Source organism: Actinoplanes sp. NPDC048796 (genome assembly GCF_040650035.1).
GTDB lineage: Bacteria > Actinomycetota > Actinomycetes > Mycobacteriales > Micromonosporaceae > Actinoplanes.
In genome coordinates, this window is the sequence record NZ_JBEZGO010000002.1 from 590,026 (window position 1) to 604,702 (window position 14,677).

Here is a 14,677-nt window from a genome sequence, read left to right on the forward strand (position 1 = left end):
TTCTGTCTGACCTGCGTGTAGCATTAGCTTGTATAACAACTAATGATCTTGGCAGGTACGGGCATGACGGTGATCGAACGCGAGGCCATGAGCCCCGCCCAGATCCGGCTTTCGTCGACACTTCTGGTGTCCTCGCTGATCGGGCGGCTGCCGCAGGCCATGTCCTCGCTGGCACTGCTGCGCGTCGTGCTCGACGCCGGCGGCTCCTACGCCTTCGCCGGCGCCCTGACCTCGATCTACATTCTCGCCGGTACGGTCGGAGCGCCGCTGATCAGCCGCACGATCGACCGCACCGGGCGCGCGCGGCCGACCCTGCTCGGCGCCGCCGTCGCGTCCGGGCTCGCCTTCCTCGGCATCGCGGTGACCGCACCCGGCCACCACCTGGCGGCCGTCGTGTTCACCCTGATCGCCGGCCTCGCCGCGCCGCCGCTCGAGCCGGTCCTGCGCAGCCTGTGGCCCCGCGTCATGCGCCCCGGCGCACAGCTCACCAAGGCGTTCAGCGCCGACGCGGCCGTACAGGAACTGATCTTCGTCCTGGGTCCGCTCGTCAGCGCGATCAGCATCGCCGTGCTGGGCGCGCCCGGCGCGGTCGCCGTCATGGGCGTCCTCGGGCTGGCCGGCACCGCGCTGTTCTGCCGACACGGCCTCCTCGAACGCACGGCACCGGTGCCGCACACCGGCAAGCGCGGTTCGCCGCTGCGGTACGCGGCCATCCGAACCCTGGTCCTGACCCAGGTCGCGGCCGGCCTCCCGGTCGGCGTCCTGGCGATCACGGCCACCGCCCACGCGACCAGCGCCGGCAACCCGGCCCTGTCCGGCTGGGGTCTGGCGGTCAACGGCATCGGCGCGTTCGCCGGCGCCGTCCACGTCAGCCGCCGTCCCTTCCGGACGGCTCCCGAGCGCCTGGTTCGCCCCGCGCTCCTGCTGGTCGCTCTCCTCTACGCGCCGACCGCGTTCGTGCAGACGCCACCCGCGTACTGGCTGACCGCCGCCTTCGTCAGCGGGATCTGCCTGGCGCCGTACCTCACCCTGATCTTCCGGGCGACGGAGGCGAGCGCCCCGGCCGCGCTGGCCACCGAGGCCAACGCGTGGATCGTCAGCGCCTTCAGCGTCGGCATCGGCGCCGGCACGTACCTGGCCGGCCTGCTGACCGACCATGGCGGTTTCACCGGCACCACCGTGGCCGTCCTCGGCGCGTCGGCGGTCGCGGCCCTGGGAACGCGGTTGCCTACCATACGGTGACTATGACCGACCGCCTCTCCTTCCTGGCGGCGCCGCTCGCCCGCGACGCCGGCGTGCCGCTGCGCGTCCAGGTGCACAGCCGCATCCTCGACGGCATCCGCACCGGCGTGCTCACCCCCGGCTCGATGATCCCGACCGAGACCGAGATCGGCCGCCTGCTCGGCGTGAGCCGCACGGTCGTCCGCGAAGCCCTGATGCTGCTGGACGAGGACGGCTTCATCGTCTCCCGCCGCGGCATCGGCCGGTTCGTGGCCGACGCCGTCCCCGAGGCCGGGCTGGAACGCCTGCGCCCGCTGGAAGATCTGCTGAGTGTGCCCGGCAGCGTCCTGGAACTGCGCCGCACCCAGGCCGAGCTGCAGGAGACGACCTCGACCTACATAGCCGAGGAGCTGTCGATCCCCGCCGACTCGGCGGCGTGGTTCTTCGAGACGGTCGTACGGCGGGACGGCCAGCCGATCGCCCTGAGCCAGGAACACCTGCCGGCCGACGCCCCGCTCGACTCGCTCTCCCCCGGCGAGACGGCGCTGTCCGCCCTGCTCGACCGCCTCGGCTCCGGGGTCGTCCGTTTCACGGCCGGCCTGCTCGGTGAGTCACGGGCGGCGCCCCTGGACGCGGACCCCGGCGAGCCCGTCCTGATCGTCACCCAGACGGCGAAGATGGACGGCCGCCCCATCTACCTCGCGAAACACATGCTGCGGGCGGGCGCCGGCCAGCTTTCCGTTCGCCAGCCCGGCCAGTAACCGCCTTGCCATACTCGGTTCATGATCCGATCGGCGCTGCTCGCCGTCGCCCTGAGCCTCGGCCTGGCCGCCTGCGCCTCGGAAAACAGTCCCGAGCCGGCGCCATCCCCGTCGCCGTCGCCGTCGCCGTCGATCGGTCTGACCGAGATCCTGGCCGGCGAAGGAATCACGAACGACCTGGTCTCGCACGCCTTCAACGACGGCGTGGTCCAGGTCGGCGTCCGGGGCGCCCGCGCGACCATCGACGAGCGGCTGCGCCTGTGCGACCGCCTGGCTGACGAGTTCCGCGACAACCCGGCCGTCCACCAGATCCTCGTCACCGCGGCGCCGGCCGCCGCGCTGGTCCACTGGAACGCCCCCGACGCACACTGCACGGCCGACCGCACCTGACCACGGATGCCGGCTCTCGGCCCGGACAGCGGCCACACCGCATACGGATCGCAGCCCGCGTCGCCCTCGTGCAGCAACGCCTCGAAGAAGCCGGTCGCCGCTCGGTGCTCAGTTCGGGAGGGAGCGCCACAAACACGTCGGCGATCAGTCCCCATCGCGGTGCCGAATTTTCGCCGGCGATCTCGGGGCTCATGCGGGCCGGCGCTACCGCCACCGGCCGCACCCTGGATCACGGGAGGCCGAGGACAGGCCTGCACTCCCCGACGCCGGTGAGGGTGATGTCGGGGCGGCGGTGGGTGAGCCAGGCGGCGCGGGTCAGGCGCCAGCGCTGCAGTTCGGCGGGCTCGCCTCGGCGGGTGGCCCAGTCGGAGCCGTTGCGGGTGTAGCCGAGGGATTCGGAGATCCGGTTGGAGGCGTGGTTGTCGGTGAAGGCGCCGCTGGCCGCCTCGCGGGCGCCGAAACCGTCGAAGGCCAGGTGCAGGATCGCCGCGCGGGCCTGTTTGCCCAGGCCTCGGCCCCGGGCGGCCGGGGCCAGCCAGGAGAACGTGGTCACCGTGCCCAGGGCCGCGAAGTCGCGGCCGACCAGGTCCTGCATGCCCAGTGGTTCACCGTCGGCGACGATCACGAAGTAGAGACGCCAGTAGTCCGCGCTGACGCGGGAGCGGCCCGACCAGATGCGGCGGAGCCAGTTCCATTCGCGGGCGGGGCTCTCGTCGTACAGCGACATCGGGTCGTCGAACGGCAGTGGGGTGCCCTCGGTGACCACTCCGGCCCGGACGATCGGCGCCAACCGGTCCAGGAGGTCGTCGGTGGCGGCGGCCAGGGTGAGCCGCGGGGTGTGTACGGCCAGGTTCAGTGGTGGGTACGTGGACGGCACCAGCGCACCGTACCCCGAACCTGAGAGTGGGCTGAGAGACCCTGTAGGCGCTCTCAGGGTTCCTCCGGATCCGGTCGGGTGCGCGGGCTTCCTAGGCTGAGGCCGTGACCATCATCGCGACACAGTCATTGACGAAGACGTACGGGGGCGGGGTGACCGCTCTCGGCGATCTCACCGTCGACGTCGAGGCGGGCGTGATCGGGCTGGTCGGCGCCAACGGCGCCGGGAAGAGCACGTTCATCAAGATCATGCTGGGGTTGATCGCCCCGACCAGTGGGAGCGTGCGGGTGTTCGACCTCGATCCGGTCGTGCAGACCGATCAGGTGCGGGCGCGGGTCGGCTACATGCCGGAGAACGACTGCCTGCCGCCGGACGTGTCGGCGGCCGAGTTCGTCACGCACCTGGGCCGGCTCAGCGGGCTGCCGAAGACGGCCGCGCGCGAGCGGGCCTCCGAGACCCTGCGGCACGTCGGCCTCTACGAGGAGCGTTACCGGCAGATCGGCGGCTACTCCACCGGCATGAAGCAGCGGGTCAAGCTGGCCCAGGCGCTCGTGCACGACCCGGACCTGCTGCTGCTCGACGAGCCGACCAACGGCCTCGACCCGGCCGGCCGCGACGCCATGCTCGCCCTGGTGCACCGGATCGGCACCGAGTTCGGCATCTCCGTCGTCGTCTGCTCCCACCTGCTCGGTGAGGTCGAGCGCATCTGCGACTCGCTCATCGCCATCGAGGGCGGCCGGCTGCTGCGCGCCGACCGCATCTCGGCGATGACGGCGGCCTCCGATGTGCTCGCGGTGGAGGTTTCCGAGGGCACTGATGAACTGTTCGACGCCCTGACGCAGTTGCGGCTCGCCGTGACCCGCGAGGGGCGGCAGCTGCTCGTCCCGCTGGAGTCGGAGAGCTCGTACGACGAGATCCTGCGCGCCGTCGCCGAGCTCGACCTGCCGCTGCACCGCCTGGACCAGCGACGCCACCGGGTGGCCGAGCTCTTCACCACGAAGGAGACGGCCGATGTCTGACGCCGGCGTCATTCACGACATCGGATACCAGCGGTACGAGGGCCCGCGTCTGGGCCGGGCCGCGGTGTTCGGCGCGCTGTACCAGCACGGGCTGCGGGCCGCGTTCGGGATGGGCCGCTCCATCAAGGCCAAGATCTTCCCGTGGCTGGTGGTCGGCATCGTGCTGCTGGTCGCGGTGATCAACGCCGCCGCCCGGGCCCAGTTCGACGTCATCCTGTTCGACTACTACGAGTTCGACGACACGATCAGCTGGCTGATCATCTTCTTCGTGGCGATCGTCGCGCCGGAGCTGATGTCGCGGGACATGCGGGCCGGTGTGCTGCCGCTGTACTTCAGCCGGCCGCTGCGAGCCTCCGACTACGTGGGCGCGAAGGTCGCCTCGCTCGTCACCGCGGTGTTCCTGCTGCTCGGCGTGCCCCAGTTCATCATGTTCCTGACCGCCGCCTTCACCATCGACGGCGGGATCAGCAAGGTCTGGGAGGAGTTCTACGGCGCGCTGCTGCCCGGTTGGGCGTACAGCCTGCTGTGGGCCGTGCTCTTCGCCGCGATCAGCCTGCTGATCGCCTCGCTGACCGGCAAGCGCGCGTTCGCCGCCGGTGGCATCGTCGCCTTCTTCCTGATGACCACCCCGGTGGTCGGCGTGCTGAGCATCCTGCCGTCGCAGACCGCACAGGAGCTGGCCGGCCTGGTCAGCCCGATGACGCTGATCAGCGGCGTGCAGATCTGGCTGCGCGACGGCGTGGACCTCGGATTGGACGTCGGCCGCTTCGGCCCGATCTACGGCATCGAGGCGTTCTGCCTGCTCGCTGCCGCCCTCCTGCTGTTGCTGGCCCGCTACCGGAAGGTGGCCGCGCTGTGAGCGTCGTCGAACTTCAGAACGTCTCCCGCTGGTACGGCAACGTGGTCGCGGTGAACGACATCAGCATGACCCTCCAGCCCGGCGTGACCGGTCTGCTGGGCCCGAACGGCGCGGGCAAGACCACCGTGCTGCACATGATGGCCGGCTTCCTCGCCCCGTCGAAGGGCGCCGTCACCATCGACGGCGCGCCGACCTGGCGCAACCCGGGCGTCTACCGCACGCTCGGCCTGGTCGCCGAGCGGGAGGCCGTGCACGGCTTCCTGACCGCCCGCGAGTTCGTGGTGGCCTGCGCCAAGATGCAGAAGCTGCCCGACCCGGCCGGCGCCGCCACCCGCGCGCTGGAGCTGGTCGAGATGACGAGCGCCCAGGACAGGCGGATCGACACCTTCTCCAAGGGCATGCGCCAGCGCACCCGGGTGGCCGCCGCCCTCGTGCACGAGCCGCAGGTGCTGCTGCTCGACGAGCCGTTCAACGGCATGGACCCGCGGCAGCGCATGCACATGATGGAGCTGCTGCACGGGCTGGGCGACCGGGGCCACACGATCCTGTTCAGCTCGCACATCCTGGAGGAGGTCGAGCAGCTTTCCGGCCTGGTCCAGGTGATCGTCGCGGGCCGGCTGGCCGCCTCCGGCGACTACCGGCGGATCCGCCGGCTGATGACCAACCGCCCGCACGTGTTCGCCGTGCAGAGCTCCGACGACCGCCGGCTGGCGGTCGCGCTCATCGGGGAGAAATCGGTGAGCGGGGTGGAGATCGAGGCGGGCGGCTTGACCGTACGCGCCTCCGACTACGGCAGCTTCACCCGCGCGCTGCCGCGCATCGCCCTCGGCGAGGGCATCCGGCTGCGCAAACTGCTGCCGTCCGACGAGTCGCTGGAGAGCGTCTTCTCCTACCTGCTGGAGGCATGATGTCCACGGTCGCCTACATCACCGCCCGGGGCCTGTTCGGCCGCCGCCGGGCGCTGCTCCTGCTGCCGCTTCCCCTGCTGCTCATCGGTCTCGCGCTGATCTGCAAGGCGTACGACGTGAGCCCGTCGGACTGGGGTCAGCCGGTCGTGGTCGGGCTCGGCCTGGCCGTCGTGCTGCCGGTGACGGCTCTGATCGTCGGTACCGGGGTGCTCGGCTCCGAGGTCGACGACGGCACGATCATCCACATCCTGACCAAGCCGCTGCCACGCCGCGACATCATCCTGGCCAAGCTTCTGGTGGCGGCCGGGGTGACGGCGCTGACGGCCGCGGTCCCGCTGTTCGTGGTGGGCGCGCTGGTCGAGTCGGTGAAGTTCGGTTTCGCCCTGGTGATCGGCTCGGTGGCGGGCGCGCTCGCGTACTCGGCGCTCTTCCTGCTGCTGAGCCTGCTGACCCGCCGGCCGGTGCTGGTCGGTCTCGCGTACATCCTGGTCTGGGAGGGTCTGCTCGGCCGTTTCATCACCGGCACCCGGGTGCTCTCGATCGAGCAGTACGTCATCGGCATCGCCGACAAGATCGCGCCGAGCTATGTGCTCGAGGGCAAGGTGTCGCTGCCGGTGGCCGTCGTGATGAGCCTGATCTTCCTGGTCGGCGGCACGCTGTACGCGATCAACCGGCTCGGTTCCTTCAGCATGGCGGGCGAGACCAGCTGAGGCAAGGCCGGCCGAAGTATGGCTGAACGGGCCACTGCGGACGGTGACGGTCATCGTTTGGATGTGTTGCGTGATCGCTCCCGCGCCAGCATCCGCACCATCGCGATGGCCGCGCGTCCTCGGTGGCTTCGTCGTCCTGGCCGTCCTGGCCGCCGCCGCTCTCCTGATCTACGCCAAGTGGCGCGAGCGCGACGACGGTGAAGTCCTCACCACCGAGGGCGGCCAGCTCAACATCGCGGTGGTCGACGGCCGGTTCATCTTCCGGGTGACGGCCGTGCGCTGCCGGGTCGGCTCGCTCGGCGAGGGTTCGGTCGACCTCGAGCCCAAGGGTTCGTTCTGCCTGGTCGACATCGTCGCCCGCAACGGCTCCGCCAAGCCGGTCACCTTCGACGGCACGGCCCAGAAGGGGTACGACGCGGCCGGCGCCGAATACTCCACCGACATGCAGGCCGAGGTCATCGTCAACCCCGACCGGAACTTCGTCGACCCGATCGCCCCCAGCGCGGAGGCGAGGGGGACGCTGGTCTTCGACCTGCCGAGGGGCGGGACCTTGGCGTCGGTGGTGCTGCACGAGTCGTTCCACACCACCGGCGCCAAGGTCGCCCTCACTTAGCGGCGCCCACCAGTTCCGGGGTCTGCTCGCGGGTGACCAGCTTCTCGCCCTCGATGTCGACGTCGGGCAGGGCCCGGTCGAGCCAGCGCGGCAACCACCAGGCCGACCGGCCGAGCAGCGAGAGCACGGCGGGCACGATAGTCATCCGTACCAGGAAGGCATCGACCGCGACGCCGAAGGCGAGCGCGAAACCGAGCGACTTGATGATCGCGTCGTCGGCCAGAATAAAGCCGGCGAAGACGCTGATCATGATGAGGGCGGCCGCCGTCACCACCCGGGCGCCGTGCTTCACGCCGGTGATCACCGCCTCGTCCGGGGACGCGCCGTGCACGAACTCCTCGCGGGCCCGGGTGACCAGGAAGACCTCGTAGTCCATGGCCAGGCCGAACAGCACGCCGATCAGGAAGATCGGCATGATGCTGACGATCGGCCCGGTGCTGTCGAGCCCGAGCAGCCCGGAGAGCCAGCCCCACTGGAAGACCGCCACCACCGCGCCGAACGTGGCCGCCACCGACAGCAGGAAGCCCAGCGTGGCCTTGACCGGCACGGCGATGCTGCGGAAGACCAACATCAAGAGCAGGATCGCCAGACCCACGACCACGGCCAGGTACGGGATGAGCGCGTCGTTCAGCTTCTCCGACACGTCGATGTTGACGGCGGTGGTGCCGGTGACCGCCAAGGTCGCCCCCGGCACCGAGTGGTCCCGGATCGCGGTCACCAGATCCTGGGTCGCCGCGCTGCTCGGCCCGCTGCCCGGGATCACGGTCAGCAGGGCCGTGTCGCCGGCCTTGTTCACGGTCGGCGGGGTCACCGCGACGACGTCGTCCAGGCCGCCGATGACCTTGGTGGCCTGCTGGGCGGCGGTCGTGGCCTGACCGGCGGCGGCCTCCACGACGACGATCAGCGGCCCGTTGAAGCCGGCCCCGAACCCCTCGGCGAGCTGGTCGTACGCCTTGCGCTGGGTCGAGTCGACGGCCGCGGTGCTGTCGTCGGGCAGGGCCAGCCGCAGGCTCGTGGCCGGGACGGCGATCAAAGCCAGCACACCGGCCGCCAGCAGCAGGGCCGGTACCCGGCGGCGGACCACGAGCCGGGCCCACCGCTCGCCGAACGTCATGCCGGTGCTGACCCGGCGGCGCTTCCGGGCCAGAATCTTGTCGCCGGCGAAGCCGAGCAGCGCCGGCAGCAGGGTGAGGGTGATCAGTACGGCGACCGCCACGGTGCCCGCGGCGGCCAGGCCCATGCTGGTGAGGAAGCCGATGCCGACCACCGACAGCGCGGCCAGCGCGATGATCACGGTGAGGCCGGCGAAGACGACAGCCGAACCGGCGGTGCCGATCGCGCGGCCGGCCGCCTCTTCCTTGTCACGGCCCTCGGCCAGCTCGTGGCGGTAGCGGGAGACGACGAACAGCGCGTAGTCGATCCCGACGGCCAGGCCCAGCATCGTGGCCAGGGCCGAGGTCGAGCCGCTGAGGTCGAAGAAGCCGGTGGCGATCTGGATGCCGAGCATGCCCACGCCGACGCTGAGCAGGGCGGTGAGCAGCGGCAGCCCGGCCGCGACGAGCGCCCCGAACGTGATGACCAGGACCACCGCGGCCACCACGACGCCGATCGCCTCGGTGGCGCCGCCGGCCTCGGCGGCCTGGGTGGCGGTGCCGCCGTACTCGACCTCGACGCCGGCCGTCTCGGCGGTCTCCCCGGCCGCGTACAGGGCCTCCCGGTCGTGCTCGGTCAGGTCGCCCGGGGCGACCCTGTACGTGACCGTCGTGTACGCGGTCTGCTTGTCGGCCGAGACCGTCGGCTCCCCGACGGCGGCGACCTCGGGCGCGCCGCGCAGCGCGGTCACCGCCCGCTTCAGCGCGGCCTGCTGATCGGTGTCGGTCAGCGTGCCGGCCCCGCCGACGGTGAAGACCACCTGGGCCGACGCGGTGTCCCCGCCGCCGCCCATCTTCTCCTTGATCACCTCCAGGGCGCGGGACGACTCCGTACCGGGAATGGAGAAGGCGTTGCTCGTCGGGCCGGACAGAGTGGCCGCGCCGACGCCGAGGAGGGCGAACAGCAGCAGCCACATGACGGTCACCCGGCGCCGCCGCCGGAACGAGAACCGGCCGAGCCGGTAGAGGAGAGTCGCCACCTGAGATGTCCTCCGAGAGGTAGAAGAAGTGACCTCTCCAAGGTCGCGGGAAGCGCGCGGAATAGCGTCGTCCGAGCGCGGTCGGCCGGTACCGCGTCCGCGGTATTTCGGTTCTCCGGTGGCTACTACGCGGAGACGACGCCGGGGCGGGACGGCGGCGCCTACCGTCGAGGGCGATGATGACCGAAGTCGAGGCGTGGGCGCGCCGGCGCCAGACCCTGCTGTGGGATCTGCTCATCGCCGTCCTGCTCGGCTGGGCCACGATCAAGCTGGAGGAGGCGCAGGGCGAGCGGCGCTACGTCCTGCTCACCACGATCGCCGTCGTGGCGGTGTTCGCCCGCCGCCGATGGCCGCTGCCGACCCTCGCGGTGGTCACCGTGGCCACCCTGGTGACCATCGCCGTCAAGGCGCCCTCGGGCGGTCTGCTCCTGGCGGCCGGCGTGGTCATGTACGCGGTGCCGTTCCGGCCGCGGGAGTACGCCTGCGCGGTGTCGGCGGCGATCTTCGTGACCGGGCTGATCGCCGACACCCACAGCTGGTGGAACATCCAGTCGCTGGCCGCCTTCTCCTGGATCTTCGGCGGCGCCGGGCTCGGCCTCGGTGTGCGCTCCCGGCGGGCGTACATCCTCGAAGTGACCGAAAGGGCCCGCCAGGCGGAACAGACCCGCGAGGAGGAGGCCCGGCGGCGGGTGATGGACGAGCGGCTGCGCATCGCGCGCGAGCTGCACGACGTGGTGGCCCACCACATCGCGGTGATCAGCGTCCAGGCCGGCGCGGCCGGGCACGTGCTGCAGAAGCATCCCGAGCAGGTCTGGCCGGTGCTCGGGCACATCCGCGACGCGGCCGACACCGTGCTCCGCGAGATCCAGTCGGTGATCGGCGTGCTGCGCGACCCGGACGAGGCCGACACCACCGAGCCCACCTCCGGCCTCGACCGGCTCCCGGACCTGCTGAGCGGTCTGGGCACGGCTGGTTTCCGCGTACGCCTCTCGCGCAATGGCGAGGCAAGGGCCTTGCCCGCGATGACGGACCTCGCCGCCTACCGGATCGTGCAGGAAGCCCTGACGAACGCCCATCGGTACGGTGACGGCTCGGCTTTTCTGAAAATTTCGTATGAATCCCACGCGATCACCCTCGACGTCACCAACACGATCGTCCCGTACCGGGTGAACACCCGCTCCGGCTCCGGCTTCGGCCAGATCGGCATGCGGGAACGGGCCGCGGCCGCGCACGGCACCCTGACCACCGGGCCGGACGGCGACGGGCGCTACCGGGTGCACGCCGTGCTGCCCTTGAAAGGACACACCGTTGACCATTCGCGTGCTGCTCGCTGACGACCAGGCGCTGATCCGGGCCGGCTTCAAGATGATCCTCGACGCCGAGGACGGGCTCGAGGTGGCCGGCGAGGCCTCCGACGGCAAGGAGGCGGTCGAGCTGGCCCGCTCGGCCCGCGTCGACGTCGTGCTGATGGACATCCGGATGCCGCACATGGACGGCCTCGAGGCGACGCGGCACATCTGCGCCGACGACCACCTGGCGGGCGTACGGGTCCTGGTGCTCACCACGTTCGAGAACGACGACAACGTCGTGCTCGCCCTCCAGGCCGGCGCCAGCGGCTTCCTCGGCAAGAACGTCGCCCCGGCCGACCTGGTCACCGCGATCCGCGTGGTGGCCGGCGGTGAGGCCCTGCTCTCCCCGCGGGCCACCCAGGGCCTGGTCGGCCGCTTCCTCGACCAGCTGCGCCCGCCACCGGCGCAGGCCCTGGCCGCCCTCGACGTCCTCACCGACCGCGAACGCGAGGTCCTGGTGCTGGTCGCGCACGGGCTGTCGAACGACGACATCGCGGCCCGCCTCTACGTCTCCCCACTGACCGCCAAGACCCACGTCAACCGGGCCATGGCCAAGCTGAACGCCCGCGACCGGGCCCAGCTGGTCGTGCTGGCCTATCAGAGCGGCCTGGTCCGGCCGGGCGACCCGCTCCCCTAAAGATCCAGGACTATGTCGCCCCGGGGTCGCGACGAGCAGATCAGGACGTTGCCCTCGGCCGGCGGATCGACCGGGTCGGTGGTGTAGGTGACCTCGCCCGACAGCAGGCCGGACTCGCAGTTGTGGCAGACGCCGACCCGGCACGACCAGCGCACCGGCACGTCGCACGCCTCGGCCAGCTCGAGCAGGCTGGTCCCGTCGCCCGGCCAGGGGACGGTGAGGTCGCTGCGGACGAAGGACACCGACGGCCCGGTGCCCGGCTCCCCGTCGGGCGCGTGAGGCGGCCGGGACGGCTTGGCGCTGATGCCGGGGGTCAAGGCGGCCCGCGCGCCGAAGACCTCGGTGTGAACCTTGCCGGCCGGGAAGGCGGCGGCGACGGCCTCCTCCATGGCGGTCGGGCCGCAGAGGTAGACGTCGGCGTCGGGCGGCAGATCGAGCGTGCGCAGCAGAGCGGGCGTCAGGTGGCCGGTGACGTCGTAGTCGGTGTCCTGCGGCCGGGGGCGGCTGTAACAGACGTACGACCGGGCCTGGGGTAGTTGCGCCAGCAAGGCGGCGGCCTCGGCGGCGAAGGGCCGCTCGTCGCCGTTGCGCGCGGCCTGCACCCACCAGATCCGGCGGGTGGACCGCTGCTCGGCCAGCGCGTGCAGCATTGCCAGCACCGGCGTGGCGCCGACCCCACCGCTGATCAGCACGACCGGCGACGATCCCGGCGCCAGGACGAAACTCCCGCGCGGCGCGGCGACGTCGACGGTGTCGCCGGCACGCAGGTGGGTGTGCAGATATTCGCTGCCCACCCCGTGCGGCTCGCGTTTGACACTGATCCGGTACGCGGCGTCGCCCGGCCGCCCGGAGAGCGAGTAGCTGCGGACGAGCCCGGACCGCAGCCGTACGGTCAAGAACTGCCCGGCGAGCGCGGCCGGCAGCGGAACGCCGTCCGGATCGGCCAGCCGCACCGAGGTGATCGTGCTGCTCTCCCGCTCGATGGCGGTCACCCGCAACGCCCGGAACCCGGCCCAGGCCGGCGGCGGCGCGGCGCCGGCCAGCCCGGCGTTGCCACCCGCCGACTCCGGCTGGTCGAGCATCGCCCGGAACGACCCCTGCCAGCCCGGGCTGAGCGCCGGGATCCGCAGCGCCCGCTCGATCGTCGCGCGGTCGTGCCCCGGCAGATAAAGCAGCCCGTCCACTTCGGACACGGTGAGCCCTTCCGGCCCGTCGGCGACCTTGACGATCTCGTCGCCGGCCCGGACCTCGCCCTCCTCGAGCACCCGGAAGTAGAACCCCGGCCGCCGATGCTGAACGAGCAGCGCGGGCATCCGCGGCTCGTTCATCCGGATCCCGACCCGGTAACAGGTCACCCGCGGCTGCGTGACCTCGAACAGCGCCGCCCCGATCCGATACCGGTCACCGATGTGCACCTCGTCGTCGGCCAGCCCGTCGACCGTGAAGTTCTCCCCGAACTGCCCGAACTCGAAGTCGTCACGACCCAGGAACTCGCGCCAGTACTCGTACGACTCGAGCTGGTACACGAACACAGCGCGCTGCTCCCCGCCGTGCCCGCCGAGATCCCCCTGCCCATCCCCGTCGATGTTGAGCCGCCGCACCATGGCCGCCCCGTCGACAGGCGACTTCCAGACCCCCGTGTGAACGGTCCGCCCCCGCCACACGACATCCTTGGGCAGGCCGACGTTCACCGATCGCAGCATCGCCATCTCCACATCTTGCGACCCTCCGAGCCTGTTCACGCCGGTGACGCCTGTCACTCGGCCCGCTCAGGCCGCTGACACCGGGCCGGGCAGGTCGCGGCGGTCGCGGATCGGGCCGGTGAGCAGGATGCCGGTGGAGAGCACCAGGGTGGCGGTCATCAACCAGAGCGTCGGGCGCAGGCCCAGCGAGGTGCCCAGGAAGCCGCCGAGCAGCGCGCCCAGCGGGATGGCGCCGTAGTTGACCAGTTGCATGGCGGTGATGACCCGGCCGAGGAGCGGGCGCGGCGTGTACAGCTGGCGGAAACTGTCCTTGATGATGTTCCCGGCCACGATGCCGGCGCCGACCACCACGCCACCCACCACGACGAAGGCCAGCCGGGGGCCGGGACCGGCGAGCGGGATCAGCAGGGCGAACGGCGCCGCGCCGATCTGACAGGCCATCATCGCGTACGCCGTACCCAGGCGCCGGGCCATCGCGCCGGCCGCCAGCGCGCCCAGGACGCCACCACAACCCGTCGCGGCCACCACGAGGCCGACCGTGCCCGGCTCGGCCCCGATCTCGCGGACCAGGAACACGACCAGGATCGACTGGTAGCCGATCAGCGCCAGGTTCGCCGCCGCCCCGAACATCGCCATGGTCCGCAGGTACGGGTCGCGCGCCAGGAACCGCAGCCCCTCGGCGATCTCGGACCGCAGCGCCCGCCGGGGAGCCGCCGGGCGCGGTGGTTCCCGATGCCGCAGGCTGACCAGGCAGACGATCGAGACGAGGAAGCTGACCGCGTCCACCAGCAGCCCGGTCACGGCCCCGAAGACCTGCGCGATGAGGCCGCCCACGCCCGGCCCGGCGACCTGCGCGGCGGCCTCGCTGCCCTGAAGCTTGGCGTTGCCGTCGGCCAGCCGTTCGGGGCCGAGCAACGAGGGCAGGTAGACCGGAGCCGCCGTCTCGGCGAAGACCGACGCCACCCCGGCCAGCAGGGCCACACCGAGCAGATGCCCCATGGTCAGGGCGCCGAGCCCGGCCGCCACCGGCACGCCGGCGAACAACACCAGGGAAACCGCGTCACAGGCGATCAGCACCGCCCGCCGGGGCAGCCGGTCCACCCACACACCGGCCGGCAACCCGATCAGCAGCCAGGGCAGCCAGACCGCCGCCTGAAGCAGAGCCACCTGAAACGTCGACGCGTCGAGCACACTCACCGCGACCAGCGGCATGGCGACAGCGGTGACGGCGCTACCGAACCGGCTGGTGGTCTGCCCGAACCACAAAATGCGGAAGTCCCTCAACGGGTGAGGCCCCGCGACTGCATCTCAGCCTCGACGGCCTCCCGCCGGCGCCGCCAGTCACGCCTGGCCTTCGGATTGCGGCCGGGCGACCGGTCGGACCACAGCTCACGCTCCCGGGCCAGCTCCAGCCGCCCCCGCAACTGCTCGTCGGTGAGACCGGCCCGATCAAGGTCCCACGTCTCCACAATCTTCCACCGGGACACAGCACCATCTCA

15 protein-coding genes are annotated in these 14,677 nt (G+C 71.5%); 10 read left to right on the forward strand and 5 right to left on the reverse strand.

The window, feature by feature from the left end; translation table 11 throughout:
• Positions 1-63: 63 nt before the first annotated feature.
• Genes AB0C26_RS11035 through AB0C26_RS11045 form a run of 3 tightly spaced genes read left to right on the forward strand, consistent with a single transcriptional unit; the run spans position 64 to position 2,372 of the window.
• Positions 64-1,242, forward strand: coding sequence for an MFS transporter (locus AB0C26_RS11035; RefSeq protein WP_360245182.1), 1,179 nt, complete (start codon positions 64-66; stop codon positions 1,240-1,242).
• Positions 1,243-1,244: 2 nt separating this feature from the next.
• On the forward strand, positions 1,245-1,982 hold the full coding sequence (locus AB0C26_RS11040) for a GntR family transcriptional regulator (protein ID WP_360245185.1): 738 nt from the start codon (positions 1,245-1,247) through the stop codon (positions 1,980-1,982).
• 21 nt (positions 1,983-2,003) lie between these two features.
• Positions 2,004-2,372: a hypothetical protein gene (locus AB0C26_RS11045; protein WP_360245188.1), complete on the forward strand. Its 369-nt coding sequence runs from the start codon at positions 2,004-2,006 to the stop codon at positions 2,370-2,372.
• Between the two features lie 229 nt (positions 2,373-2,601).
• Here AB0C26_RS11045 and AB0C26_RS11050 read toward each other — a convergent pair whose 3' ends face one another.
• Positions 2,602-3,249, reverse strand: a complete 648-nt coding sequence (locus tag AB0C26_RS11050) for a GNAT family protein (protein ID WP_360245191.1) — start codon at positions 3,247-3,249, stop codon at positions 2,602-2,604.
• Between the two features lie 104 nt (positions 3,250-3,353).
• Here AB0C26_RS11050 and AB0C26_RS11055 point away from each other — a divergent pair, with 104 nt between their 5' ends.
• From AB0C26_RS11055 to AB0C26_RS11075, 5 genes are all read left to right on the forward strand, one after another.
• Positions 3,354-4,268, forward strand: coding sequence for an ABC transporter ATP-binding protein (locus AB0C26_RS11055; RefSeq protein ID WP_360245194.1), 915 nt, complete (start codon positions 3,354-3,356; stop codon positions 4,266-4,268).
• Complete coding sequence (locus AB0C26_RS11060) at positions 4,261-5,127, forward strand: ABC transporter permease (protein ID WP_360245197.1); 867 nt, start codon at positions 4,261-4,263, stop codon at positions 5,125-5,127. Before AB0C26_RS11055 ends, AB0C26_RS11060 begins: the two co-directional genes overlap by 8 nt.
• Positions 5,124-6,035, forward strand: a complete 912-nt coding sequence (locus AB0C26_RS11065) for an ABC transporter ATP-binding protein (protein ID WP_360245200.1) — start codon at positions 5,124-5,126, stop codon at positions 6,033-6,035. Before AB0C26_RS11060 ends, AB0C26_RS11065 begins: the two co-directional genes overlap by 4 nt.
• Complete coding sequence (locus tag AB0C26_RS11070; RefSeq protein ID WP_360245203.1) at positions 6,035-6,745, forward strand: ABC transporter permease; 711 nt, start codon at positions 6,035-6,037, stop codon at positions 6,743-6,745. Before AB0C26_RS11065 ends, AB0C26_RS11070 begins: the two co-directional genes overlap by 1 nt.
• Positions 6,746-6,815: 70 nt before the next feature.
• Complete coding sequence (locus AB0C26_RS11075) at positions 6,816-7,358, forward strand: DUF4352 domain-containing protein (protein WP_360245206.1); 543 nt, start codon at positions 6,816-6,818, stop codon at positions 7,356-7,358.
• On the opposite strand, the gene AB0C26_RS11080 is transcribed toward AB0C26_RS11075, so the two are convergent.
• The gene (locus AB0C26_RS11080) at positions 7,351-9,489 is read right to left on the reverse strand and encodes an MMPL family transporter (RefSeq protein ID WP_360245209.1); all 2,139 of its coding nucleotides are present in this window, start codon (positions 9,487-9,489) and stop codon (positions 7,351-7,353) included. The two genes, AB0C26_RS11075 and AB0C26_RS11080, sit on opposite strands and share 8 nt — an antisense overlap.
• A gap of 176 nt (positions 9,490-9,665) precedes the next feature.
• Here AB0C26_RS11080 and AB0C26_RS11085 point away from each other — a divergent pair, with 176 nt between their 5' ends.
• Positions 9,666-10,823: a histidine kinase gene (locus tag AB0C26_RS11085; protein ID WP_360245212.1), complete on the forward strand. Its 1,158-nt coding sequence runs from the start codon at positions 9,666-9,668 to the stop codon at positions 10,821-10,823.
• Entirely contained in the window at positions 10,798-11,475 is a 678-nt protein-coding gene (locus AB0C26_RS11090; RefSeq protein ID WP_360245215.1) for a response regulator transcription factor, read from the forward strand. Before AB0C26_RS11085 ends, AB0C26_RS11090 begins: the two co-directional genes overlap by 26 nt.
• Here the strand turns inward: AB0C26_RS11090 and AB0C26_RS11095 are convergent.
• Genes AB0C26_RS11095 through AB0C26_RS11105 form a run of 3 tightly spaced genes read right to left on the reverse strand, consistent with a single transcriptional unit; the run spans position 11,472 to position 14,665 of the window.
• On the reverse strand, positions 11,472-13,184 hold the full coding sequence (locus AB0C26_RS11095) for an MOSC and FAD-binding oxidoreductase domain-containing protein (RefSeq protein ID WP_360245218.1): 1,713 nt from the start codon (positions 13,182-13,184) through the stop codon (positions 11,472-11,474). The two genes, AB0C26_RS11090 and AB0C26_RS11095, sit on opposite strands and share 4 nt — an antisense overlap.
• A gap of 60 nt (positions 13,185-13,244) precedes the next feature.
• Entirely contained in the window at positions 13,245-14,462 is a 1,218-nt protein-coding gene (locus AB0C26_RS11100) for an MFS transporter (protein ID WP_360245221.1), read from the reverse strand.
• Positions 14,459-14,665, reverse strand: coding sequence for a hypothetical protein (locus tag AB0C26_RS11105; RefSeq protein WP_360245224.1), 207 nt, complete (start codon positions 14,663-14,665; stop codon positions 14,459-14,461). The genes AB0C26_RS11100 and AB0C26_RS11105 overlap by 4 nt, the downstream gene beginning before the upstream one ends.
• Between the last annotated feature and the right edge of the window lie 12 nt (positions 14,666-14,677).